The 22,367-nt window shown below is 73.0% G+C and carries 19 protein-coding genes; 13 read left to right on the forward strand and 6 right to left on the reverse strand.

Annotated elements, in window-relative coordinates:
- The 4 genes from ABZ953_RS32180 to ABZ953_RS32195 form a co-directional block, all read right to left on the reverse strand.
- Positions 1-248 (reverse strand): 3-deoxy-7-phosphoheptulonate synthase (locus ABZ953_RS32180; protein WP_361731378.1); only part of this gene is annotated, 248 nt, incomplete at its 3' end.
- Positions 249-596: 348 nt separating this feature from the next.
- Positions 597-1,877, reverse strand: a complete 1,281-nt coding sequence (locus tag ABZ953_RS32185) for an FAD-dependent oxidoreductase (RefSeq protein WP_361731381.1) — start codon at positions 1,875-1,877, stop codon at positions 597-599.
- Complete coding sequence (locus ABZ953_RS32190; protein ID WP_361731384.1) at positions 1,877-2,200, reverse strand: 2Fe-2S iron-sulfur cluster-binding protein; 324 nt, start codon at positions 2,198-2,200, stop codon at positions 1,877-1,879. The genes ABZ953_RS32185 and ABZ953_RS32190 overlap by 1 nt, the downstream gene beginning before the upstream one ends.
- 267 nt (positions 2,201-2,467) lie before the next feature.
- On the reverse strand, positions 2,468-3,388 hold the full coding sequence (locus tag ABZ953_RS32195; protein WP_361731386.1) for a LysR substrate-binding domain-containing protein: 921 nt from the start codon (positions 3,386-3,388) through the stop codon (positions 2,468-2,470).
- A 291-nt stretch (positions 3,389-3,679) separates the two neighbouring features.
- Here ABZ953_RS32195 and ABZ953_RS32200 point away from each other — a divergent pair, with 291 nt between their 5' ends.
- The 6 genes from ABZ953_RS32200 (at position 3,680) to ABZ953_RS32225 (ending at position 11,410) form a co-directional block, all read left to right on the forward strand.
- Positions 3,680-4,981, forward strand: a complete 1,302-nt coding sequence (locus ABZ953_RS32200) for a cytochrome ubiquinol oxidase subunit I (protein WP_361731389.1) — start codon at positions 3,680-3,682, stop codon at positions 4,979-4,981.
- Between the two features lie 64 nt (positions 4,982-5,045).
- Entirely contained in the window at positions 5,046-6,068 is a 1,023-nt protein-coding gene (gene cydB / locus ABZ953_RS32205; RefSeq protein ID WP_361731392.1) for a cytochrome d ubiquinol oxidase subunit II, read from the forward strand.
- Positions 6,069-6,098: 30 nt separating this feature from the next.
- The gene (gene cydD, locus ABZ953_RS32210) at positions 6,099-7,805 is read left to right on the forward strand and encodes a thiol reductant ABC exporter subunit CydD (RefSeq protein WP_361731395.1); all 1,707 of its coding nucleotides are present in this window, start codon (positions 6,099-6,101) and stop codon (positions 7,803-7,805) included.
- Positions 7,802-9,556 (forward strand): thiol reductant ABC exporter subunit CydC, encoded by a 1,755-nt coding sequence (gene cydC / locus ABZ953_RS32215; RefSeq protein ID WP_361731398.1) that lies wholly within the window; start codon positions 7,802-7,804, stop codon positions 9,554-9,556. Before cydD ends, cydC begins: the two co-directional genes overlap by 4 nt.
- Positions 9,557-9,681: 125 nt before the next feature.
- Positions 9,682-10,680, forward strand: coding sequence for a TIGR03842 family LLM class F420-dependent oxidoreductase (locus ABZ953_RS32220; protein ID WP_361731401.1), 999 nt, complete (start codon positions 9,682-9,684; stop codon positions 10,678-10,680).
- Positions 10,681-10,729: 49 nt separating this feature from the next.
- Positions 10,730-11,410, forward strand: coding sequence for a DUF4232 domain-containing protein (locus tag ABZ953_RS32225; protein WP_361731404.1), 681 nt, complete (start codon positions 10,730-10,732; stop codon positions 11,408-11,410).
- Between the two features lie 18 nt (positions 11,411-11,428).
- Here ABZ953_RS32225 and ABZ953_RS32230 read toward each other — a convergent pair whose 3' ends face one another.
- Positions 11,429-12,493 carry a biotin/lipoate A/B protein ligase family protein gene (locus ABZ953_RS32230; RefSeq protein ID WP_361731407.1) on the reverse strand — a complete coding sequence of 355 codons (1,065 nt, stop codon included), beginning with the start codon at positions 12,491-12,493 and terminating at the stop codon, positions 11,429-11,431.
- A 221-nt stretch (positions 12,494-12,714) separates the two neighbouring features.
- Here ABZ953_RS32230 and ABZ953_RS32235 point away from each other — a divergent pair, with 221 nt between their 5' ends.
- Complete coding sequence (locus ABZ953_RS32235) at positions 12,715-14,088, forward strand: deoxyribodipyrimidine photo-lyase (protein WP_361731410.1); 1,374 nt, start codon at positions 12,715-12,717, stop codon at positions 14,086-14,088.
- Positions 14,089-14,107: 19 nt separating this feature from the next.
- On the opposite strand, the gene ABZ953_RS32240 is transcribed toward ABZ953_RS32235, so the two are convergent.
- Entirely contained in the window at positions 14,108-14,764 is a 657-nt protein-coding gene (locus tag ABZ953_RS32240) for an SDR family NAD(P)-dependent oxidoreductase (RefSeq protein ID WP_361731413.1), read from the reverse strand.
- Between the two features lie 104 nt (positions 14,765-14,868).
- On the opposite strand from ABZ953_RS32240, the gene ABZ953_RS32245 reads away from it, so the two are divergent.
- The 6 genes from ABZ953_RS32245 to ABZ953_RS32270 all read left to right on the forward strand — a co-directional run bounded on the left by ABZ953_RS32245 (position 14,869) and on the right by ABZ953_RS32270 (position 22,358).
- The gene (locus ABZ953_RS32245) at positions 14,869-15,882 is read left to right on the forward strand and encodes a MerR family transcriptional regulator (RefSeq protein ID WP_361731416.1); all 1,014 of its coding nucleotides are present in this window, start codon (positions 14,869-14,871) and stop codon (positions 15,880-15,882) included.
- Positions 15,883-15,926: 44 nt separating this feature from the next.
- On the forward strand, positions 15,927-17,783 hold the full coding sequence (locus tag ABZ953_RS32250; protein ID WP_361731419.1) for a gamma-glutamyltransferase: 1,857 nt from the start codon (positions 15,927-15,929) through the stop codon (positions 17,781-17,783).
- 109 nt (positions 17,784-17,892) lie between these two features.
- Positions 17,893-18,720 carry an inositol monophosphatase family protein gene (locus ABZ953_RS32255; RefSeq protein ID WP_361731422.1) on the forward strand — a complete coding sequence of 276 codons (828 nt, stop codon included), beginning with the start codon at positions 17,893-17,895 and terminating at the stop codon, positions 18,718-18,720.
- 91 nt (positions 18,721-18,811) lie between these two features.
- Positions 18,812-20,224: an NAD(P)/FAD-dependent oxidoreductase gene (locus ABZ953_RS32260; protein ID WP_361731425.1), complete on the forward strand. Its 1,413-nt coding sequence runs from the start codon at positions 18,812-18,814 to the stop codon at positions 20,222-20,224.
- Positions 20,221-20,748, forward strand: a complete 528-nt coding sequence (locus tag ABZ953_RS32265) for an O-acetyl-ADP-ribose deacetylase (RefSeq protein WP_361731428.1) — start codon at positions 20,221-20,223, stop codon at positions 20,746-20,748. The genes ABZ953_RS32260 and ABZ953_RS32265 overlap by 4 nt, the downstream gene beginning before the upstream one ends.
- Positions 20,749-20,846: 98 nt before the next feature.
- Positions 20,847-22,358 carry an AlkA N-terminal domain-containing protein gene (locus ABZ953_RS32270; RefSeq protein WP_361731431.1) on the forward strand — a complete coding sequence of 504 codons (1,512 nt, stop codon included), beginning with the start codon at positions 20,847-20,849 and terminating at the stop codon, positions 22,356-22,358.
- Positions 22,359-22,367: the final 9 nt, after the last annotated feature.

Below are 22,367 nucleotides of genomic sequence, written 5' to 3' on the forward strand. Positions count from 1 at the left end.
ATCAGGCCGAGCGAGCCGGCCAGCAGGTCGAGCAGGGCGGCCTTGCGGGCCACGTGGCGGGGGGTGCACTCCTGGGGGTCCTCGGCGCAGTCGCCGGACTGCAGGACCATCGCCTGGCCCGCGGCGACCTTGCCGAGCAGGGTGCGCAGCGTGGCCAGGTCGTCGCCCTGGACCAGCGGGGGGCGGGCGGCCAGGGCCTCCCCGACCCGGTTCAGCTGAGAAAGGTCGCTCCAATCGGGTTGCTGCAAAGCCCCGCGGATACGAATCTCCCGTATAACGTCTTCCACGACGTACTCCGATCCAGCGGAAATCGAGTGGTCCTCAGGTGGATATATCGGTGCGCTTTATCTCCGCATTAGAAGCGGGCATGACGGTCTCCTCTATGAATGGTGAGGAAATTTCGGGGGATGGCCGGCGCGGGCCGAAGGCCGCCCGTTGGCCCTGAGCGATCCTGCCCGATTCAACGAGGCAAATCAACACCGTTCCGGTGTTCACCAATGAATTCAAATAACCATGCAATCGGTGCGATTAATTCTGCGGATCGGCGCGCGACGGGAATAGGAACAGAGAATTCCGGTCGCGCGCGTACACCGCTGTCAGAGGGCCGCAGGCGCCTCCGTCCCACTCCTGGTCAGGCTCCGCAGGTGCTCTCGGAGGGTGAACCCGGGCGCCGAGGCGGCCTCGGGCGTCAGGGGGGTGCCCTGGGTGCTCCGCGTCAGGAGCCGTCGGGCCGTGAGGTGGTCGGTGGGACGGTTGACGGACTCGACCGCCTGCAGATCGTCCCCGCGGAAGAGGAGGACCGAGAACGCGTCGGGGTCCTCCCCGAGCACCACCTCGGTGTCGTGCCCCTCGTTGAAGCCCGCGATCTGCACGGTCGTGGCGAACTGGTCGCTCCAGAACCAGGGCAGTTCGTCGTAGCCGTGGGGCGCCCCGGTCAGCCGCCGAGCGACCGACTGGGCGTGGCCCACGGCGTTCTGCACGGATTCGAGCCGCAGCCTGTTGCCGGAGCGCACCTGGGGGAACGCCGCGCAGTCGCCGATGGCCGAGATGTGCTGATCACCGGTCAGCAGACGGGCGTCGACGGTGATGCCGCCGTCCACCGCGAGACCGGCCGCGGCGGCCAGCTCCGTGCGCGGGATCGCACCGACGCCGATCAGGACGAGGTCGGCGGGCAGTCGGCTGCCGTCGGCCAGCTCCACCGCCGTCACCGCCGAACGGCCGTCGCCGTGCAGCGCCTTGACGCCCTGGCCGAACAGCAGCCGGGTGCCCGCGGTTCGGTGCAGCCGTGTGAAGTGCTCCGCGGTCGGGGCCGAGACGACCCGGGCGAGCGGGCGGTCGAGCGCCTCGACGACCGTCACCTCGACGCCCGCCTCCCGCGCCACGGCGGCGAATTCGAGGCCGATGAACCCGGCCCCCACCACCACCGCACGGCGGGCCCCGGCCAGTGAGGCCCGCAGTGCGACGGCGTCCCGCGAGGTCCGCAGGGTGTGCACGCCGCGGAGCCCGGCGCCGGGCACGCCGAGCGTGCGGGGCTCGGCGCCGGTGGCCAGGACGAGATGGCCGTAGCCGTACGCGGAGCCGTCGGCGAGGCGCACCGTGCGCCCGGCCGGGTCGATCTCCGTGACGGTGCCCGCGACGAGGTCGATCGACTGGCGGACGTAGTACGTCGCGGGCCGCAGCCACAGCTCGGTCTCGTCCGCCTCGCCCTTGAGGTACGCCTTGGACAGCGGCGGACGCTCATAGGGGAGCGCGTCCTCGGCGCTGATGAGCGTGATGTCTCCCGTGTAGCCGTGCTCCCGCAAGGACGCCGCCGTCTGGTAGCCGCCCTGGCCCGCTCCGACGACGACGACGGACTCGGGGGTCGTGCCGTCCGTCATCAGTTCTGCCGCTCGGGGAGGTGCACGATCAGGCCGTCCAGCGCGTCACACGACTTGAGCTGGCAGCTGAGGCGGCTGTTGGGCTTGCGCGGGCAGGCCGTGAAGTCGAGCATCTCGTCCTCCCGCTCCTTCGGCGGCTCCAGCTTGTCGAGGGTGGTCTCGTCCACGTAGACGTGGCAGGTGGCGCACTGCATGTTGCCGCCGCACTGGGCGACGATGCCGTCGATGTCGTTGAACACGGCGCCGCGCATGACGCTCGTGCCCTCCGGGACGTCGATCGACGTCTCGTGTCCGTTGATGGCGACATACGTGATTTTGGGCATGACGGAGCTCCTCGATGGCATCCGGACGCGCGCGGGGGCGCGCCGTGGCGCGGATGCCTGGCAAGTGGAAAGACGGAAGGTGGAGATGGTGCGGCCCGGCGGTCGGCGGAGGAAGCGGCACCCCGGCCAACTCGCCATCACCAGCCGGCCGTTCGGACACGCGACGTCCTGGGCCAGGGATATGGCAGCGCTGCGGAGCGTACCAAACTACTTCCGGCCAGACCAGGAGCGGATGGCTGGGACCGGCCGGGGATGTGACACAGGCTCTCAGGTCCTGCGGCCGCGGCGCGGGTCGGGCAGGCGGTGTGTCATGAAGGGCCTGCTGGTGGTGAACTCCCGGAATTTCACGGCGGCGTCGGACAGGTACGTGTCGCGGTTCCACACCAGGGTGAGCACCCGGTGGCAGTCCGGCGCGTTGAGATGCACCCAGGCCACCGGGACCTGGGAGTCGGTGCCGGCCTGGCGGGAGATGGCCGGGATGAGTCCGATGCCGAGGCCCGCGCTGATCATGTCTTGGCTCGCCCCCGGCTCGTCGCCCTCGCAGGACAGCATCGGCGTGAGCCCCTCGGACGCGAAAAGGCGGTCCAGGAGGGTGCGTTGCCAGTGCCCCGGCCGGGTCGTGACGAAGGGCTCCGCGGCGATCTCACGGATCGTCACGCTCTCCTGGCCGTCGAGCCAGTGGCCGCGCGGCACGGCGAGCAGCACCTCCTCGCGGGCGAGTTCGATCGAGTCGAGGTTCGTGCCGGTCAGCGGCTGTGAGGCGACGCAGAAGTCGACCTCCCTGGCGCGCAGCTGGCGGTCCATCTCCTCGGCGTTGGACTGGTAGAGCCTGACGTCGGCGCGGGGATAGGCGGCCCGGAAGCTGCCGAGGAGATGCGTGATCGTCAGGAGGGTCTCGGAGGCGACGCTGACCCGGCCGAGCGCCGTGTCACGGGCGTCGCTCAGGGCCCTGCGGGCGTCGTCGAGCTCGCTCAGGGCGCGGTCGACGTGGCGCAGGAACACCATCCCGTACTGGTTGAGCCGGATGCGGCGGCCCTGCCGGTCGAAGAGCGGGACGCCGAGCTCGCTCTCCAGGCGCGCGATGGTGCGGCTGAGCGAGGGCTGGGCGACGCGCAGCTCCTCCGCGGCGCGGCTGATGTGCTCGAAACGGGCGACTGACTGGAAGTAGCGCAACTGCAGAAGATCCATGCTCCACCTTCACTTATGCCTTCCGAGACATCCTCACATGGCAAAACCGGTCTTGGAATGCATAAGGAATCCTCCCTACGGTTTTCATCGAGGTCACCGCACAGGTGGCGGGCAGCGGCGCCCGGCACCTGCACACGCGAAGCGGCGGCCCCGCGCCCGCCCACCGTCTCCCACAGAAACCGTCCACCGCCCCGACGACACCGTGCTCCCCGAACCCCCCCGAACCCCCCGAACCCCCGAACCCCCCTCAGCCGTCCCAACCGGCCACCGTCCCCCCAGGAAGGTCGCATCATGAGCGCTGCGGATCTGGCCCGACTCCAGTTCGCGGCCACGACCGGCATCCACTGGCTGTTCGTGATCCTCACCATGGGGCTCGTCCCCATCGTGGCGATCATGCACACCCGGGCCGCGTTCACCCGTGATCCCGCCAAGAGAGCAGTCCGGGAGCGGATGACCCGCTTCTGGGGTCAGCTCTACGTCATCAACTACGCGGTCGGCATCGTCACCGGCCTCGTCATGGAGTTCCAGTTCGGGCTCAGCTGGAGCGGCCTCAGCAAGTTCGCGGGCAACGTCTTCGGCGCCCCGCTGGCTCTCGAAACCCTCATCGCCTTCTTCGCCGAGTCCACCTTCCTCGGCATGTGGATCTTCGGCTGGGGCCGCCTGCGCAGGGGCGTGCACGTCACGCTCATCTGGCTGGTCGCCCTGACCGCGTACGCCTCCGGCTACTGGATCCTGATCGCCAACGGCTTCATGCAGCACCCGGTCGGCTACGAAGTGCGCGACGGAGCGGCCTACTTGACCGACTTCGCGGCGCTGCTCACCAACTCCAACGCCCTGATCGCGCTCCTGCACCTCTCGCTCGGCGCCCTGACGACGGGCGGCGCCTTCGTCGCGGGCATCAGCGCCTGGCACTACCTGCGGGGCACCAAGGAGACCGAGCTCTTCCGCACCTCCCTGAAGCTGGGGCTCTGGGTCTCGGCCATCGCCTCCTTCTTCGTCGTGGTCGTCGGCGAGATGCAGCGGCCCATCATCGAGCGCACCCAGCCCATGAAGGACGCGGTTCTGGAGAACAGCGGCGTCGCCGAACTGCAGGCCCAGCTCGTCAAGGAGCACGGTCCCGGCGACTACGTGCCCTGGCAGGACACGATGCGCATCTCGATGGACGCCATGTCGCTCATCGGCAACACCGTGTCCACCATCACCCTCATCGCTCTGGTCCTGCTGTGGAAAGACCGGCTGATGCGCTGGCGGTGGGCCTCGTGGATCCTGGTGTGGATGATCCCGTTCCCCTTCATCGCCTCCGTCGGCGGCTGGATCGTCCGTGAGGTGGGACGCCAACCCTGGCTCGTCTACGGCGAGTTGACGGTCGAGGACGCCCTCTCCAACGTCGGGAAGACCTCGCTGATCCTGTCCTGCACGCTGTTCATCGCGATCTTCCTCGCGCTGGCCGTGACGAACTGGACCCTGATCACCCGCTTCGCTCTGCGCGGCCCCGACGCCACCCAGCTCGGCCTCACCGAGCCGCTCCCGGACGACGTGCCCGACGGGCCGGAAGGCAGCGCCGACGAGAAGCAGCCGGTGCCCGTCTTCTGAGCCGGGTCCACCCGGCACCCCTCCCCGACATGTCCTCCCCTGCTGTAACGGAAAGTTGAGCGAGATGAGTCTCGAGACCGTCTGGCTGGCCCTTCTGGGCCTGCTGCTCGCCGGGTACTTCGTACTCGGCGGCTACGACTACGGCGCACAGATGCTGCACCCCTTCCTCGGCCGGGACGGTGAGGAGGAGAAGCGCACCAGCGGGAATGCCGCCCTCGACGCCATAGCGCCGTTCTTCCTGGGCAACGAGGTCTGGCTGGTCGCCTTCGCGGGCGTCCTCTTCGGTGCCTTCCCGCACCTGGAAGGCACCCTCCTGTCCGGCCTGTACCCGCTGATCGTGGCGATCCTCGCCGGCCTGGTCCTCGGCAACGCCGCGGTCCAGCTGCGCCGCCGCTCCCACAGTCCGCGTGGCCGCCGGATGTGGGACGTCCTGATCGTGGTCGGCGGCACCGTCCCCGCCATCTGCTGGGGTCTCGTGGTGGGGCTGCTGCTCCACGGCGTGCCCCGCCGCGCCGACGGCAGCTTCCACATCGGGTTCGGCGAGGTGTTCACGCCGTTCGTGCTGGTCTGCGGCGCCGTCACCGTGCTGCTCTTCGCCGCGCACGGCGCGACCTTCGTCGCCCTGCGCTCGGAGCCCCGCATCGCGGCCAAGGCCCGGGAAATGGGCGCCAAGCTGATCGGCGGCGCCGCCGCCGTGGGCGCCCTCGCGTTGCTCCTCACCCTCTTCGGCGAGGGCGCCTCGATGACGAACCGCGCCACCTCGGCCGTCATCACGGCCCTGTTCGTCGCGGCGCTCGGCGCCGGGTGGTGGTATCTCACCCGCGGGCGCAACGTCCTGGCGTTCGTCGCCACCTGCTGCGCGACCGCGCTGCCGGTACTGCTCCTGGGGGCCGGGCACTACCCGTACCTCCTGATCACCGGCGCCGGTGCCGGTCTTGACATCGACCACGCCATCACCGACGACGCCACCTTGAAGATCCTCAGCGGCTTCGGGGTCCTGGTGATCCCGACGATCCTCGCCTACCAGTTCTGGAGCTGGTGGGCCTTCCGGGGGCGGACGGGCCAACGTCACCCCAGCTACTTCTGACCCCCGGAAAGCGACGAGAGGTACCCCACGATGAAGCCCGTCGAACGCCGTTTGATGCGGGAAATCCCAGTGCTGCGGCGCCACATGACGTACTCCTCGGTCCTGGCCCTGGCGGGCGCCGGGCTCATCGTCACCCAGGCGGTCCTCTTGGCGACCGTCCTCGCGGACGGCTTCGCCGACCGCTCGGTCCGCCTCGGTCCGCTGGCCGCGCTGGCCGTCGTCATGGCGCTGCGCGCCCTGCTGACCTGGCTCCGCGGCGTGCTCGCACAGCGCGCCGCGGCCGACGCCAAGCGCACCCTGCGGGACCGGATCACCGGACGGCTGCGGCACACCGACCCGCTGCGGCTCGCCTCCCGCCGCCACGGTGAGACGGCCACCCTGCTCACCCGCGGCCTCGACGCCCTCGACCCCTACGTCGTCGGCTATCTGCCCACGATGGCGGCCACCGCCGTCGTTCCCCTCGCGGTGGTCGCCGCCGTGTGGTGGACCGACTGGACCTCCGCGCTCATCATCGTCATCACCCTGCCGCTGATCCCCGTGTTCGGCGCGCTCGTCGGCCTGCACACCGCCCAACGCACCGCCCGCCAATGGCGGTTGCTCTCCCGCCTCGGCGGCCACTTCCTGGACGTGGTCGCCGGACTGCCCACCCTGCGCGCGTTCGGCCGCGAGCGCCACCAGACCAAGGTGGTGCGCGAGATGGCCGACGCCCACCGGCGGGCCACCATGCGCACCCTGCGCGTGGCGTTCCTCTCCTCCCTGGTCCTCGAGACCGTCGCCACCCTCTCCGTAGCGCTCGTCGCCGTCCCGGTCGGACTGCGGCTGCTGCACGGCGAAGTGGACCTGCACACCGCCCTGATCGTCCTGTTCCTCGCCCCCGAGGCGTATCTCCCGCTGCGCGCCATGGGCGGGGCCTTCCACGACAGCGCCGAGGGCATCGCGGTGGCCGAGCGCGTCTTCACCACCCTCGACGAGGAAGAGGCGTCCCCGGCGCCCGCCGAACCCGTCCCCGCCCCCGACGCCCGCACCGCGCTCCTTCGCCTCGACGACGTCACCGTCCAGTACCCCGACCGGGCCGCGCCCGCCCTGCGCCACATCTCCCTGAGCATCGCCCCCGGCGAGCACATCGCCCTGATCGGCCCCAGCGGCGCGGGCAAGTCCACGCTGCTCTCGCTGCTCCTCGGCTTCGTCACCCCCACCTCGGGCCGCGTCACGGCAGACGGCACCGACCTCGCCGCCCTCGACCCCGACGACTGGTGCGCCCAGGTCGCCTGGGTGCCGCAGCGCCCGCACCTGATCGCCGCCTCCGTCGCCGACAACATCCGCCTCGGCCGCCCCGACGCGAGCGACGCGGAGGTACGCGATGCGGCCCGCAACGCCTCGGCCGACCTCTTCGTCGAAGAGCTGCCCCAGGCGTACGACACCCTGCTCGGCGAGCACGGCGCCGGAATCTCCGCGGGCCAGCGCCAACGGATCGCCCTGGCCCGCGCCTTCCTCAAGGACGCCCCCGTCCTGCTCCTGGACGAACCGACCGCCCACCTCGACCCCGAGAGCGAGGCGGCCGTCACCCGCGCCACCGTCGCCCTCATGCGCGGCCGCACCTCGATCGTGGTGGCACACCGTACGAGCCTGCTGCCGCACGCCGACCGGATCATCACGGTACGGGCGGGCGCCATCGCCCCGCCGCCCCTGCCCGCCCACCCCGAACCGGCACCCACGGAAAGCCTGGTGGCCTCATGACCCCGCACACCGAGGCCGCCGCCCCCGGACGCGCCCGCGGGCCCCGCCCCACCGCCCGCCTCCTGCACCACCTCCTGCCGTACTGGCGCAGGCTGCTGCCCGCCGCGCTCGCCGCGGCCGGCAGCGAGCTCGCCGCCGCCGCGCTGATGGCCACCGCCGCCTGGCTGATCACCCGCGCCGCCGAACAGCCGCCCCTGGCCGCCGTGAGCGTCGCGATCGTCGCCGTACGCGCCCTGGCCCTCGGACGCGGCGCCCTGCGCTACATCGACCGGCTCCTCGGCCACGACGGCGTGCTGCGGGCCGTCGCGGGCTTCCGCGCCCGGGTGTTCGAGGCGCTGGTGCCGCTCGCCCCGGCAGGCACCCCCGCCTTCCGCAGCGGCGACCTGCTGACCCGGCTCGTCGACGACGTCGACGCCGCCCAGGACCTGCTCCTTCGCGTGCTGATCCCGGCCACGGCCGCCTTCGTGGTCGCCGCGACCGCCACCGGCACAGTGCTGCTGCTCCTGCCGGAGGGCGGCCTGCTGCTCGGCGCCCTGCTGATCGTGGCGGGACTCCTCGTGCCCGCCCTCGTCCTCGTACTGTCCCGGCGCGCGGGCCGCGCGGAGAAGGCGGCGCGCGCCGAACTCGCCGCCGTCACCGTCGACCTGACCCAGGGCGCCGCGGACCTCGCCGCGTACGGCGCCCGGGGCCGCACCCACGACCGGGCGCGCGAGGTCGCGGCCCGCATCGCCCGCCTGGAGCGCCAGAAGGCCCTGACGACCTCGCTCGCCCAGGCCGTAGTGCTCGTGCTGCAGGGCGCGGCGACGATCGGTGTCACCTGGCTCGCGCTGCGCGCCCACGCGGCGGGCGACCTGCCCGCCGTGCAGCTCACCGTCCTCGCGGTCCTCGCCCTCGTCTCCTTCGAGGCCCTCGCGCCGCTGCCCGCGGCGGCCCGGCGCTTCGCCGAGGTACGCGCGTCGGCGCAGCGCCTCGCCGACCTGTTCGACACCCCGGCGCCCGTCGCCGACCCACAGTCCCCGGACCCGCTGCCCACCGACGAGCCCCTCGACGTGACCATCACCGACCTGCGGGTCCGCCACCTCCAGGACGGCCCCCCGGCCCTGGACGGGGCGAGCCTGCGGCTGCCGGCCGGTCAGCGGGTGGTGCTCCTCGGGGCCAGCGGGTCCGGTAAATCGACGCTGATCGCGGCGCTCATGCGGTTCGTCCCGTACGAGGCGGGCAGCATCCGCGTCGGCGGGCGCGAACTGAAGCACTGCGCGGGCGCCGACGCCCGCCGCGCGATCACCGGCATGACCCAGGACGCGCACCTCTTCCACGCCGCCATCCGCGCCAACCTGATCCTGGCCCGCCCCGACGCCACCGAAGCGGAGCTGCGCGACGCGGCCCGCCGGGCCCGGATCCTGGACTGGATCGAGTCGCTGCCGGACGGCTGGGACACCGTGCTCGGCGGGGACGGCGCCACGATGTCGGGCGGCCAGCGCCAACGCCTGCTGCTTGCCCGCGCGTTGCTCGCCGACCCGCCGGTCCTCGTCCTCGACGAGCCCACCGAGGGCCTCGACCCGGACACCGCCGCCGCGGTCCTCGCCGACATCCTCGACGCCACCCGCGGCCGCACCACGCTCCTGGTCACGCACGAGCGGGCGGGCCTCGCCGCCGCCGACCGGATCCTCACCCTGGACGGGGGCCGGATCCGGTCCATCAGCCACGCGGACCTCGACGACGTCACGGACGGCCTGGCCCTGGCGCTCTGACGCCCGTCGTGTCCCTCTTGCCAAGCTCCGGCAACAAGCCGAGGATTGTCCCTCCTCGGGCGGCTTCCTCGGAGGGCTTCCGGGACGTCATTCGACCTGTGTGACCTGCGTGAGGAGCCGGGGCAATGGATTTCGGACTCGTACTGCAGACCGACCCGCCGGCGTCGGAGGTCGTCGGCCTCATGCGACGCGCGGAGCGGGGCGGCTTCCGCTACGGCTGGACCTTCGACTCGTCCGTCCTGTGGCAGGAGCCGTTCGTCATCTACAGCCGCATCCTGGAGCACACGACGCGCCTGACCGTCGGCCCCATGGTCACCAACCCGGGCACCAGGACCTGGGAGGTCACCGCCTCCACCTTCGCCACGCTCAACGACATGTACGGCAACCGCACCGTGTGCGGCATCGGGCGCGGCGACTCCGCGATGCGCGTCGCCGGGCGCAAGCCCAACACCCTCGCCCGGCTCGGCGAGGCGATCGACGTCATCCGGGACCTCGCCGAGGGCCGTGAGGCGGACGTCGGCGGGCAGCGCCTGCGGCTGCCGTGGGTGCGGGACGGGAAGCTGCCCGTGTGGATGGCGGCGTACGGGCCGAAGGCGCTCGCGCTCGCCGGGCAGAAGGCCGACGGCTTCATCCTGCAGCTCGCCGACCCGTTTCTGACGGAGTGGATGATCAGGGCCGTACGGGACGCGGCCGCCGACGCCGGGCGCGATCCGGCGGACGTGAAGATCTGCGTGGCAGCGCCCGCCTACGTCGGCGACGACCTCGCGCACGCCCGCGAGCAGTGCCGCTGGTTCGGCGGCATGGTCGGCAACCACGTCGCCGACCTGGTCGCCAGGTACGGCGAACACTCCGCGATGGTGCCCGAGGCCCTCACCGCGTACATCAAGGCCCGCGAGGGATACGACTACAGCCACCACGGCCGCACCGGGAACCCCGACACCGCCTTCGTGCCCGACGAGATCGTCGACCGGTTCTGTCTTCTCGGGCCCGTCGAGTCCCACCTCGAACGCCTCAAGGAGCTAAGGGAGTTGGGCGTCGACCAGTTCGCGGTGTACGCGATGCACGACGCACGGGAAGACGTCATCGACGCGTACGGCTCCTCGGTGATTCCGGAGCTCTCCTGACACTCCTCAGGGCGCCGGGGGTCAGCCATGGCCATGGCATGATCTCCGCGTGACCGTCGCACCGAGACCTCTCAGACGCACCGCGGCCCTGTCCTTGGCCGCGGTGCTCCTGACCGGCTGCGGGCTCTCCGAGGAGCTGGACCGCGAGGCGAACCCGGAGCGCCGCACGCCGACCCCCGGGGCGACGCCGCCCGACATCCGTACGGAGCGCCCCGTCACGCCGCCGTCCCCCGTCACGCCGCCGTCCCCCAGCGCCCCGCGCTGCCCGGAGTCGGGCCTCACGACGTCTCCCGGCATGGTGACGGCCGCCATGGGGCTGCGCGCGATGTCGGTGACCCTGACCAACTGCGGCGACGGCGTGCGCGAGGTCGAGGGCTACCCCGACATCCGCGTCCGCGGCCTGGACCGCCAACTCTTCGACGTCACCGTGCTCAAGGGGACGGAACCGGTCACCACCATGGACGACCCGGGCCCGCGCCGCATCGCGCTGAAGCCGGGGGAGTCCGCGTACACCTCGCTGGTCTGGCGGTACTCGGCCGTCGACGCGGCCACCCGGCGGGGCAGCGGCGTCTACGTGGAGATCGGTCCCGCCAAGGGCGCCCCGCGCAGCACCATCGAGCCGGAGGGCGGCCTCGACATCGGCGAGACGGGCATGCTCGGCACGACGGCGTGGCAGCGGAGTCCGTCGGACGACGACGGACCGCGGCGGCCCCGGCCCCGAACCCCCTGACGTCGGCGTGTACTTCGGCTACGGCACGCGGGCCGTCCACTCGGCCGTCGCGAACTTGGTGCGCACGAGTTCCTCGGCGCGCGCCATCTCCTCATCGGTGACCTGCCCCGCCGCGAGACCGTAGCGGCCGCGGAAGGAGTCGACCATGCGCTCGATGACCGCCTCGCGGGGCAGCCCGGTCTGACGGCGCAGCGGATCGACCCGCTTCTTGGCGCTCCGCGTGCCCTTGTCCGACAGCTTCTCCTTGCCGATGCGCAGCACTTCGAGCATCTTGTCCGCGTCGATGTCGTACGACATCGTCACGTGGTGCAGCACCGCGCCCGAGCCCCCGCCGGACCCCACCGAGCGCTTCTGCGCGGCGCCCGCGATCTTCCCCGCCTCCGTCGCGATGTCGTTCAGCGGCTGGTACCACGCCTTGATCCCCATGTCGGCGAGAGCACCGAGCACCCAGTCGTCCAGATACGCGTAGCTGTCCTGGAAGGAGAGCCCCTGGACGAGGGCGTCCGGGACCGAAAGGGAGTACGTGATGGTGTTGCCCGGCTCCACGAACATCGCCCCGCCGCCGGAGATCCGGCGCACCACCTCGATGCCGTGCCGGGCCGCGCCCTGTGCGTCGACCTCGTTGGCAAGCGACTGGAAGCTGCCGATGATCACCGAGGGCGAGGCCCACTCCCACACGCGCAGCGTCGGCGGGCGCCGGCCCGCCGCCACCTCCTGGGTCAGCACCTCGTCGAGGGCCATGTGCAGCGCGGGCGGCTGCGGTCCCTCGTGCACGAGCTGCCAGTCGTAGTCGGTCCAGTCCGTCGCGTGGGCGAGGGCGCGGCGGACGGCGACACCGATGCCCTCCGACGTCAGGCCGTACATGACCGTGAGTTCAGGGAGCGCGGCCTCGATCCGGGCGGCGAGACCCGCGGCGTCCGTGTCGGAAGGGGCGCCGTCCAGCGCGCCGTTGATCGCGTCGAGCGCCTCGTCGGGTTCGAGGAAGAAGTCACCGGCCACCCGCGTGTTCCGCAGCGCGCCGCCCTCGACGTCGAGATCCACCACGACGAGCTTGCCGCCGGGGACCTTGTACTCACCGTGCACGTGCTTCCTCCATGCCCGCGGGGCGCAGCCGCCCTCGGCTCGATGTTCCGAATGTCCCCCCACGCTAGCCGAGCCCCGACATATCCCCATGTGCGCGCCGAATGGGGGAACACGCACCGCACGGCGCACCCCCGGAGCCGCTCCGAAGGAGAGTGGGGCGCAGAACCCGGCGCCGCCGCCGCGCCACGACCCCACGGCACTCGTTCTCTGGAGCCCGCACCATGCACATCTCGGTCGTCCTGTTCACCTCCGACCTGCGGGTGCACGACCACCCGCCGCTGCGCGCCGCCGTCAAGGGCGCGGACGCCGTCGTGCCGCTCTTCGTCCTGGACCGGACGATCGACGACATCGGCGGTACGGGCCCCAACCGCGAGGCGTTCCTCGCCGACTGCCTGGCCGACCTCGACCGGCAACTGCGGGACCGCGGCGGCAGGCTCGTGGTGCGCGCCGGTGACCTCGTGGACGAGGTACGGGCCGTCGTCGAGGCGACGGACGCCGACGAGGTGCACATGGCCGCGGGAGTCAGCCGGTACGCGCACGGCCGCGAACGAAAGCTGCGCGAGGCGCTGGCAGCGGACGGACGGAGTCTGCACGTCCACGACGCCGTCGTCACGGCGCTCCCGCCCGGCGCCGTGACCCCCGCGAACCGCGACCACTTCGCCGTCTTCACCCCCTTCCACCGCCGCTGGACCGCACAGGGCGTGCGAGCCGTCCTCGCCGCCCCGCGCACCGTGCGCGTGCCGGACCGCGTCCGCTCCCACCCCCTGCCGTCCCGGTCCGGCGTGAAGGGGCTCTCACCGGGGCTCGCCGAAGGCGGCGAGAGCGTCGGCCGCGCGCAGTGGAAGGCCTGGCTGCGCGCGGGCATCGACCGGTACGACACGACCCACGACGACCTGGCGGGCGACGCCACCTCCAAGCTCTCGCCGCACCTGCACTTCGGCACCCTGTCCTGCGCCGAACTCGTCCGCGACGCGGGCAGGCGCACGTCCCAGGGCGCCGAGGACTTCGTACGGCAACTGTGCTGGCGCGACTTCCACCACCAGGTGCTCGCCGCCAGACCGGCCGCCGCCGACGCCGACTACCGCACGCGCGGCGACCGCTGGCGCACGCGGAAGACGGCGCGGAAGGACATCGGCGCCTGGGAGGAAGGCCGGACGGGATACCCGATCGTCGACGCCGCCATGCGTCAACTCCTTCACGAGGGATGGATGCACAACCGCGGCAGGCTGCTGACCGCGAGCTTCCTGGCCAAGACGCTCTACGTCGACTGGCGCGTGGGCGCCCGGCACTTCCGGCGCCTCCTCGTCGACGGCGACATCGCCAACAACCAGCTCAACTGGCAGTGGGTGGCCGGAACCGGCACGGACAGCCGCCCCAACCGGGTGCTCAATCCCGTACTGCAGGCCAAGCGCTACGACCCGGACGGCGCCTACGTACGCCGCTGGGTGCCCGAGCTCGGCGAACTGAAAGGGGCGGCCGTCCACGAGCCGTGGAAGCTGAAGACGTCGGAGCGGGCGAGCTACGACTACCCCGAGCCGATCGTCCAACTGGCCGACGGGCTAAGCCGTTTCAAGGAGGCCCGGGGGATCGAGTGACGGCTCGGGGGGCGGATGGTCAGGCCGAGGCGATTCCCTCCACCAGGGACAGCGCCGTCTTCAGCGCGTCGGCCCCGGGCGGGAGCGCGGGCGGGCGGCCGATCAGCGGCCGGTCGGCGCAGCCCGTGTCCAGATGCGGCACCCGGAAGTCGAGGACCGAGACGGAGCGGGGCGCGAGCTCCTCGGAGAGCACGCCGAGCCAGCCGCTCAACGCCGCCTTGGAGGCGGTGTAGTCCGCGGTGCCCTCGATGTGCGACTGCTCCGGCGGCGTTCCGGTGACGGCGAGCAAGAACCCCTTGTCCGCCACCACCGGGGCCGCGCCCCGCAGCACGGCCATGGGGCACAGCGCGTTCACCGTGAGCAGGTGCTCGGCCGCCGCGTTCGACACGTCCTCGACGGCGCCGAAGCCCATGGCCCCGACCGTCACAAGGACCCCGTCGAGCCCCGACAGCATGCGCGCCGCCCACGTCGCGAGCGAGGTGCACTGGTCCAGGTCGCACGCCTCGAAGCTCCGGGCGGGCGGGGCGCCGAGGTCCCGCGCGAGCGCGGCAAGACGTACCGGGTTGCGGCCCGCGAGGGCCACCTGCGCACCGCGCTCCGCCAAGGCGCAGGCGGTGAGACCGCCGAGGACGCCGGTGGCCCCCACCACCAGGACTCGGGAACCCGCTAATTCCATGGATCTGCCTCCACATGTCGGTACAGGGGCCGGAGTCGCCCTCAGAGTGGTGACAGTCCGTGGAAGGGGCAACCTGCAGCGCTTGTGCGTCGTATCGTCGCGGGATGGTCGTCACACGGCAGTCGGAGCCCTCCCGGGACAGTGGCGCCGTCGCCGCTCTGACCACGGGATCCGTCGCCCGCAGACTGGGTGTCGCGCCCACCACGCTGCGCTCGTGGGAGCGGCGGTACGGCATCGGGCCCGCCCACCGCGACCAGGGAAGGCACCGCCGCTGGACCCCCGAGGACGTGGGGCGGGTGGAGGAGATGTGCCGACTGACCGCGCTCGGCGTGCCGCCCGCCGAGGCCGCGCGACTGGCCCTGCGGGAGGTGCCGGAGGCGCGGGAGGCCGGGCCCGCAGGACCCGGCACTTCGCGGACCCGGCACGGCGGTGACCCGCGCGCCCTCTCCCTCGGCACCGTCCGGCAGGAGTGCCGCGGCCTGGCGAAGGCGGCGGTACGGCTGGACGCCCCCGCCGTCGAGTCCCAGCTGCGGACCGCGCTCACCGCGTACGGCTTCACGACGGGGTGGGAAGAGGTCATGGCCCCCGCCCTGCACGCCATCGGCCGCAAATGGGCGTCCTGCGGGGAGCGGTACGTGGAGGTCGAGCACCTGCTCTCCTGGCACGTCTCCTGCGCCCTGCGGCAGATCCCGGGCCCCGGCACGGACCACGTCCCGCCGCCCGCCACGGCGCCCGTCGCCCCGGTCCTGCTCACCTGCGTCCCCGGCGAACAGCACACCCTCCCACTGGAAGCCCTCACCGCGGTCCTCGCCGAACGGGGCCTGCCCACAAGGATGTTCGGCGCCGCGCTCCCCGCGGAGGCGTTGTACGAGGCGGTGCGGCGCATCGGCCCCTCCGCCGTCATCCTCTGGGCGCACTCGCGGGGCACCGCCGACCGCGCCCTTGTGCACCTCGTCACGGAGAAGGAGTGGGGCGTACGAGGGGCCCGGGGCCACCCGACCGTGCTGATCGCCGGGCCCGGCTGGACGACGGGGACGGGGGCCTACGCGCCGGGGGTCGAGCGGCTGACCGGGCTGCGGACCGGCGCGGACAGGATCGAGTCGCTCGTCGCGGGCTGAGACGACGGTGACCCGCGGGGGTGCCGAGGGCTAGCCTGCCGATCATGTTCACGACGCGTCCCACCCTCCAGGGCACCTTCGGCATGGTGTCGTCCACCCACTGGCTCGCCTCCCAGTCCGCGATGGCCGTACTGGAGGACGGGGGCAACGCCTTCGACGCCGCGGTCGCCGCCGGGTTCGTCCTGCACGTGGTCGAACCGCACCTGAACGGGCCCGCTGGCGAGGTCCCGGTCATCCTCGCGCCCGCCGGAGGCGACGTGCGCGTGCTCTGCGGGCAAGGGGGCGCGCCCGCCGGGGCCACCGTCGCCCACTACCGCTCCCTCGGCCTGGAACTGGTGCCCGGCACCGGCCCGCTCGCCGCCGCCGTGCCCGGAGCCTTCGACGCGTGGATGCTGCTCCTGCGGGACCACGGCACGAAGTCGCTCGCCGACGTCCTCAAGTACGCCATCGGGTACGCGGAGGACGGGCACGCCCCCGTCGAGCGGGTCTGCGAAACGGTGGAGACGGTACGGGAACTCTTCGAGAGCGAGTGGCCCTCGTCCGCCGACGTCTACCTGCCCGGCGGCCGGTCCCCGCGCCCCGGGGAACTGTTCCGCAACCCCGCGCTCGCCGCGACCTGGCGGCGCCTGATCACGGAGGCGGAGGCCGCGGCGGCCGGGGGCGCGGGCGGCACGGAGGAAGGACTGCGGGTCGCTCGGATCGAGGCCGCGCGCGAGGTCTGGCGCTCCGGGTTCATCGCCGACGCGCTCGTACGGCAGGCCGGGCGGCCCACCATGGACACGAGCGGCGAACGGCACACGGGGACCCTCGCCGCGCAGGACCTGCGCGGCTGGTCGGCGTCCTACGAGGACCCCGTCACGTACGACTGGAACGGCTGGACCCTGTGCAAGGCGGGCGCCTGGAGCCAGGGCCCCGCGTTCCTGCAGCAGTTCGCCCTCCTGCCGCAGTCCGTCGCGGAGCTCCCCGAGTACGGGTCCGCCGAGTACGTCCATCTCCTCGTCGAGGGCTGCAAGCTGGCCATGGCGGACCGGGAGGCCTGGTACGGGGACGCGGGGGAGGACGGTGCGGGGAGCGTGCCGGTGCGGGAGCTGTTGTCGGCCGAGTACAACACGCGGCGACGGCGGCTCGTCGAGGACAAGGCCTCGTACCGGTTGCGGCCGGGGGCGCCCGGCGGGCGGGAGCCGAGGCTCTCCGCGCACGCCCTCGCGGTGGCCGCGGGGGAGACCGCGGGCCTGGACAGGGGGGCCGGTGCCGCGGCGGGGGCCGGGGAACCGACCGTGGTCGCGGACGGGGGGACGCGCGGCGACACGTGCCACCTCGACGTGGTCGACCGGTGGGGGAACATGCTCTCCGCCACACCGAGCGGAGGGTGGCTGCAGTCCAATCCCGTCGTGCCCGAGCTGGGTTTCCCGCTGGGCACGCGGCTCCAGATGGCCTGGCTTGAGGAGGGCCTGCCGAACTCGCTGATGCCGGGCCGTCGCCCGCGGACGACCCTGACGCCGTCGCTGGCGCTGCGGGACGGCATACCGGTCCTGGCCTTCGGCACGCCGGGAGGCGACCAGCAGGACCAGTGGCAGGTGCACTTCTTCCTGGGCGTGGCGCTGCGGGACCCCGTCCGGGGCGGCCTCGACCTGCAGGGCGCGATCGACGCCCCGAACTGGCACACGGAGGCGTTCCCCGGCTCCTTCCATCCCCGGGACATGCGCCCCGGCAGCCTCACGGTGGAGTCCCGTACGGCCCCCGAGGTGGTGGACGAGCTGCGGCGGAGGGGACACGAGGTGACGGTGGGCGGCGCGTGGTCGGAGGGCCGGCTGTGCGCGGTGGCGCGCGATCCGCGCACCGGGGTGCTGTCGGCGGCGGCGAATCCTCGCGGGGCGCAGGGGTATGCGGTGGGGCGGTAGGAGGGTGGGGGCAGGGGTGGGCCAGGGGCGAACCGGGAGTTCACGGGGGGTTCAGGCGCCGTTCACCGGGACCGTACGGGATGTCAGTGCGACGTGCTCTCATGGACGCATGATCGAAGACTTTCTGACGCACGGTGTACGCGACGTGGAGGAGGCCATCCGCAAGGCCGCCGCGGCGGAGGTGACCCCCCGTTTCCGGCAGCTCGCCGAGGGCGACGTCGTGGAGAAGAGCGGCCCGCACGACATGGTGACCGTCGCCGACCGCCGCGCGGAGGAGCAGCTGACCGCCGACCTCGCCGCCCTCCTGCCGGGCTCGGTCGTCGTGGGCGAGGAGGCGGTGCACGCCGACCCGGCGATCTACGAGGCGATACACGGCGACGCGCCCGTCTGGATAGTGGACCCGGTCGACGGGACGAGGCAGTTCGTCAACGGCGACCCGGGCTTCTGCATGCTCGTCGCCCTCGCGGTGGGCGGCGAGGTGCGGGCCTCCTGGACGTACGCACCGGCACTGGAGGAGTTCGCCGTGGCGGTCCGCGGCAAGGGCGCCTGGCTGAACGGCGAGCGGCTGACCGCCGGATCGCCCCAGGCGGGCGCGGATCTGGAGGTGGCCACCTCGCATCCGGACTTCACCACGGAGGACCAGAAGCGGGCCCTTGTGGGGCTCGCGGTGGAAGGTGTCCGCCCCCGGCCGTGCGGTTCGGCCGGTCTGGAGTACCTCGCGATCGCCCGGGGAGAGCTGGACGCCATCGCCTTCACCTGGGAGCTGGCCTGGGACCACGCCGCGGGCCTGCTGCTCGTCGCGGAGGCCGGCGGCGCCGACCTGACGCTGACGGGGGAGCCGTTCCGCATCGGCGGGGGCAACACGCTGCCGTTCACCGCGGCCCGCGACGCGGCCACGGCCCGGCGCGTCGCGGACCTGCTCGCGAGCGGTGCCTGAGAGGACCGGGGCCCGGGGAACGGCGCCGGAGCCCCCGCCTATCCTGGCGGCAGTGGCCATCGGCTGACAAAGGAGTCCGAAGGTGCCGTCGATGCTTGATGCCGTCATCGTGGGGGCGGGACCGAACGGTCTTACCGCTGCCGTGGAGCTGGCCCGCCGGGGCTTCTCCGTGGCCGTCTTCGAGGCCAAGGACACGGTGGGGGGCGGTGCGCGCACCCAGGAGCTGACGCTGCCCGGGTTCCGGCACGACCCCTGCTCGGCCGCCCACCCGCTGGGCATCAACTCCCCGGCGTTCCGTGCCATGCCCCTGGACCGGTACGGCCTTGAGTGGCTACAGCCCCCGCTGCCCATGGCCCACCCCTTTCCGGACGGCACCGCCGCCGTGCTGTCCCGCTCCGTCGCCGAGACCGCCGCCTCGTTCGGGCCGCGCGACGCGGGGGCGTACCGAAGGCTGGTCGAGCCCTTCCTGCCCAAGTGGGACTCCCTGCTGCGGGACTTCATGGCGCTGCCGCTGAGCTCCCTGCCGCGGGACCCCGTGACGCTCGCCCGGTTCGGGCTCGTGGGGCTGCCGCCTTCGACATGGCTGATGCGCCGCTTCCGTGACGAGCGGGCCCGTGCCCTGTTCTCGGGGCTCGTCGCCCACGTCATCGCGCCGCTCGACGGCATCGTCACCGGTGGTGTCGGCCTGGTCTTCGCGCTGGCCGCGCACGCCCGCGGCTGGCCCGTCGCGCGGGGCGGCTCGCAGTCCATCTCCGACGCGCTCACCGCGTATCTGAAGGACCTCGGCGGCTCCGTCCACACGGACTACGAGGTCAAGCGCCTCGACGACCTGCCGCCCGCCCGCGCCTACGTCTTCGACACCTCGCCGACCGCGCTCGCCAGGATCGCGGGCCTCGGGCGCGCCTATGCCGGATTCCGGTACGGCGCCGGCGCCTTCAAGATCGACTACGCCCTGGACGGGCCCGTCCCCTGGACCGCCGAGGAGGCGCGGAGCGCCGGGACCGTGCAGGTCGGCGCGGACAGCGAGGAGATCGGCGCCGCGCTGCACGCCGCGTCCAGGGAGGGCCGGGCGCCGGACGCGCCGTTCCTGATCACGGTCCAGCCCAGCGTCGTCGACCCGTCCCGCGCCCCGGCAGGCAAGCACGTCTTCTGGGCGTACGGCCACGTCCCGAACGGCTGGGAGGGTGACCTCACCGACGCGATCGAACGGCAGCTGGAGCGCTTCGCCCCCGGCTTCCGCGACCGCGTCCTCGCGCGCGCCACGGCAGGCCCGCCGGAGCTCGCCGCCCACAACGCGAACTACGTGGGCGGTGACATCGCCTGCGGCGCCGCGAGCGGCCTGCAGCTGCTGCTTCGGCCCAAGATCTCCCTCTCCCCGTACACCACCCGGCACCCCGCGGTCTTCCTCTGCTCGTCCGCGACGCCCCCGGGCCCGGGCGTGCACGGCATGTCCGGGCACAACGCCGCGAAGGCCGTCTGGAAGACGCTCAGGAGGCAGCCGTGACCGTCCGCATCACCCTGGTCCAGGGCGACCTCACACAGCAGCACGCCGACGCCGTCGTCAACGCCGCCAACTCCTCGCTGCTTGGCGGCGGGGGAGTCGACGGCGCCATCCACCGGCGCGGCGGCCCCGACATCCTCGCCGACTGCCGCAGGCTGCGCGCCGCGAACTATGGCAAGGGACTGCCCACCGGCCGCGCCGTCGCCACGACCGCGGGGCGCCTGGCCGCCGGGCACGTGATCCACACCGTCGGCCCTGTCTGGTCCGCCGCCGAGGACCGCTCCGAGCTCCTCGCCTCCTGCCACCGCGAGTCGCTGCGCGTCGCCGCCGAGCTGGGCGCGCGCACGGTCGCGTTCCCCGCTATCTCCACCGGCGTCTACCGCTGGCCGCTCGACGACGCGGCCCGCATCGCCGTCCGTACGGTCCGGGAGGCCGCGGATCCCGCCGACTTCGACGAGGTGCGCTTCGTCCTGTTCGGCCAGGAGGCGTACGACGCGTTCGCCGCCGCGCTGACCGGCGGGGAGTAGGCCTGCCGGAGGCCGGGGAGAGGCCGGGCGGCGCGACGTCGATGTCGATGTCGGATTCTCGCCAGCCATGCGGGTCGCCGAACGCGATCCTTGGAGGCATGCACACCGACACAGAGCGCTGTGTACGCGCCGTACAGTCGAAGGACGCCCGCTTCGACGGCTGGTTCTTCACGGCCGTCGTCACCACCCGGATCTACTGCCGCCCCAGCTGCCCGGTCGTGCCGCCCAAGGCCGAGAACATGACGTTCTACCCGAGCGCCGCCGCCTGCCAGCAGGCCGGTTTCCGGGCCTGCAAGCGGTGCAGGCCCGACAGCAGCCCGGGCTCGCCCGAATGGAACCAGCGCGCCGACCTGGTGGCCCGCGCCATGCGCCTCATCGACGACGGCGTGGTCGACCGCGAGGGCGTGCCCGGCCTCGCGGACCGCCTCGGCTACAGCACCCGGCAGGTCGAGCGGCAACTGCTCGCCGAGCTCGGCGCGGGCCCGCTCGCGCTCGCCCGCGCCCAGCGCGCGCAGACCGCGCGGCTGCTCATCGAGACCAGCGCGCTGCCCATGGCGGAGATCGCCTTCGCCGCCGGGTTCTCCTCGATCCGCACCTTCAACGACACGGTGCGCGAGGTCTTCGCGCTGGCCCCGGGGGAGCTGCGCGCCCGCGCCCCGAAGCGGCGCGGCGCCACGCCGCCCGGAGCCGTGCCGTCCGGCACCGCGTCGCCCGGCGCCGCGGGCGGCGTCCTCTCGCTGCGTCTGCCGTTCCGCGCCCCGCTCAACCCCGACAACCTCTTCGGGCACCTCGTCGCCACCGCGGTGCCCGGCGTCGAGGAGTGGCGGGACGGCGCGTACCGCAGGACCCTGAGCCTCCCCTACGGGCACGGCATCGTCGCCCTCACCCCGCGCCCCGACCACATCGGCTGCCGACTCGCCCTCACCGACCTGCGCGACCTGACCATCGCGATCAGCCGCTGCCGCCGCATGCTCGACCTGGACGCCGATCCGGCCGCCGTCGACGGCCAGTTGAGGACGGACCCGCTGCTCGCGCCGCTCGTCGACAAGGCGCAGGGGCGGCGCGTGCCACGCACCGTCGACGAGGCCGAGTTCGCCGTGCGCGCCGTCCTGGGCCAGCAGGTCTCCACCGCTGCGGCCCGCACCCACGCCGCCCGCCTGGTCACCGCCCACGGCACGCCGGTCGAGGACCCCGAGGGCGGCCTCACACACCTGTTCCCCACGCCCGCGCAGCTCGCCGCGCTCGACCCCGAGTCGCTCGCCCTGCCCCGCAGCCGCCGCGCCACCCTGACCACGCTCGTGAGCCGCCTCGCCGACGGCGGCCTCCGCCTCGGCGTGGAGAGCGACTGGGACGAGGCCCGCGCCCGGCTCAACGAGCTCCCCGGGTTCGGCCCCTGGACGGTCGAGGTCATCGCCATGCGGGCGCTCGGCGACCCCGACGCGTTCCTCCCCTCCGACCTCGGCGTCCGCCGCGCCGCGCAGGGGCTTGGCCTGCCGCACACCCCGGCCGCGCTCACCGCGCGCGCCGCCGCCTGGCGGCCCTGGCGGGCGTACGCGGTCCAGTACCTGTGGGCCACCGACGACCACCCCATCAACTACCTGCCCGCGTAAGGGGCATCG

It is taken from the genome of Streptomyces sp. NPDC046465 (assembly GCF_040646035.1).
Lineage (GTDB): Bacteria > Actinomycetota > Actinomycetes > Streptomycetales > Streptomycetaceae > Streptomyces.

Excerpts from the sequence above, each read along its gene's own strand:
- ABZ953_RS32185 (WP_361731381.1), bottom strand. The coding sequence starts at position 1,877 with ATGACGGACGGCACGACCCCCGAGTCCGTCGTCGTCGTCGGAGCGGGC.
- ABZ953_RS32190 (WP_361731384.1), bottom strand. The coding sequence starts at position 2,200 with ATGCCCAAAATCACGTATGTCGCCATCAACGGACACGAGACGTCGATC.
- ABZ953_RS32195 (WP_361731386.1), bottom strand. The coding sequence starts at position 3,388 with ATGGATCTTCTGCAGTTGCGCTACTTCCAGTCAGTCGCCCGTTTCGAG.
- ABZ953_RS32200 (WP_361731389.1), top strand. The coding sequence starts at position 3,680 with ATGAGCGCTGCGGATCTGGCCCGACTCCAGTTCGCGGCCACGACCGGC.
- cydB (WP_361731392.1), top strand. The coding sequence starts at position 5,046 with ATGAGTCTCGAGACCGTCTGGCTGGCCCTTCTGGGCCTGCTGCTCGCC.
- cydD (WP_361731395.1), top strand. The coding sequence starts at position 6,099 with ATGAAGCCCGTCGAACGCCGTTTGATGCGGGAAATCCCAGTGCTGCGG.
- cydC (WP_361731398.1), top strand. The coding sequence starts at position 7,802 with ATGACCCCGCACACCGAGGCCGCCGCCCCCGGACGCGCCCGCGGGCCC.
- ABZ953_RS32220 (WP_361731401.1), top strand. The coding sequence starts at position 9,682 with ATGGATTTCGGACTCGTACTGCAGACCGACCCGCCGGCGTCGGAGGTC.
- ABZ953_RS32235 (WP_361731410.1), top strand. The coding sequence starts at position 12,715 with ATGCACATCTCGGTCGTCCTGTTCACCTCCGACCTGCGGGTGCACGAC.
- ABZ953_RS32240 (WP_361731413.1), bottom strand. The coding sequence starts at position 14,764 with ATGGAATTAGCGGGTTCCCGAGTCCTGGTGGTGGGGGCCACCGGCGTC.
- ABZ953_RS32245 (WP_361731416.1), top strand. The coding sequence starts at position 14,869 with ATGGTCGTCACACGGCAGTCGGAGCCCTCCCGGGACAGTGGCGCCGTC.
- ABZ953_RS32250 (WP_361731419.1), top strand. The coding sequence starts at position 15,927 with ATGTTCACGACGCGTCCCACCCTCCAGGGCACCTTCGGCATGGTGTCG.
- ABZ953_RS32255 (WP_361731422.1), top strand. The coding sequence starts at position 17,893 with ATGATCGAAGACTTTCTGACGCACGGTGTACGCGACGTGGAGGAGGCC.
- ABZ953_RS32260 (WP_361731425.1), top strand. The coding sequence starts at position 18,812 with ATGCTTGATGCCGTCATCGTGGGGGCGGGACCGAACGGTCTTACCGCT.
- ABZ953_RS32270 (WP_361731431.1), top strand. The coding sequence starts at position 20,847 with ATGCACACCGACACAGAGCGCTGTGTACGCGCCGTACAGTCGAAGGAC.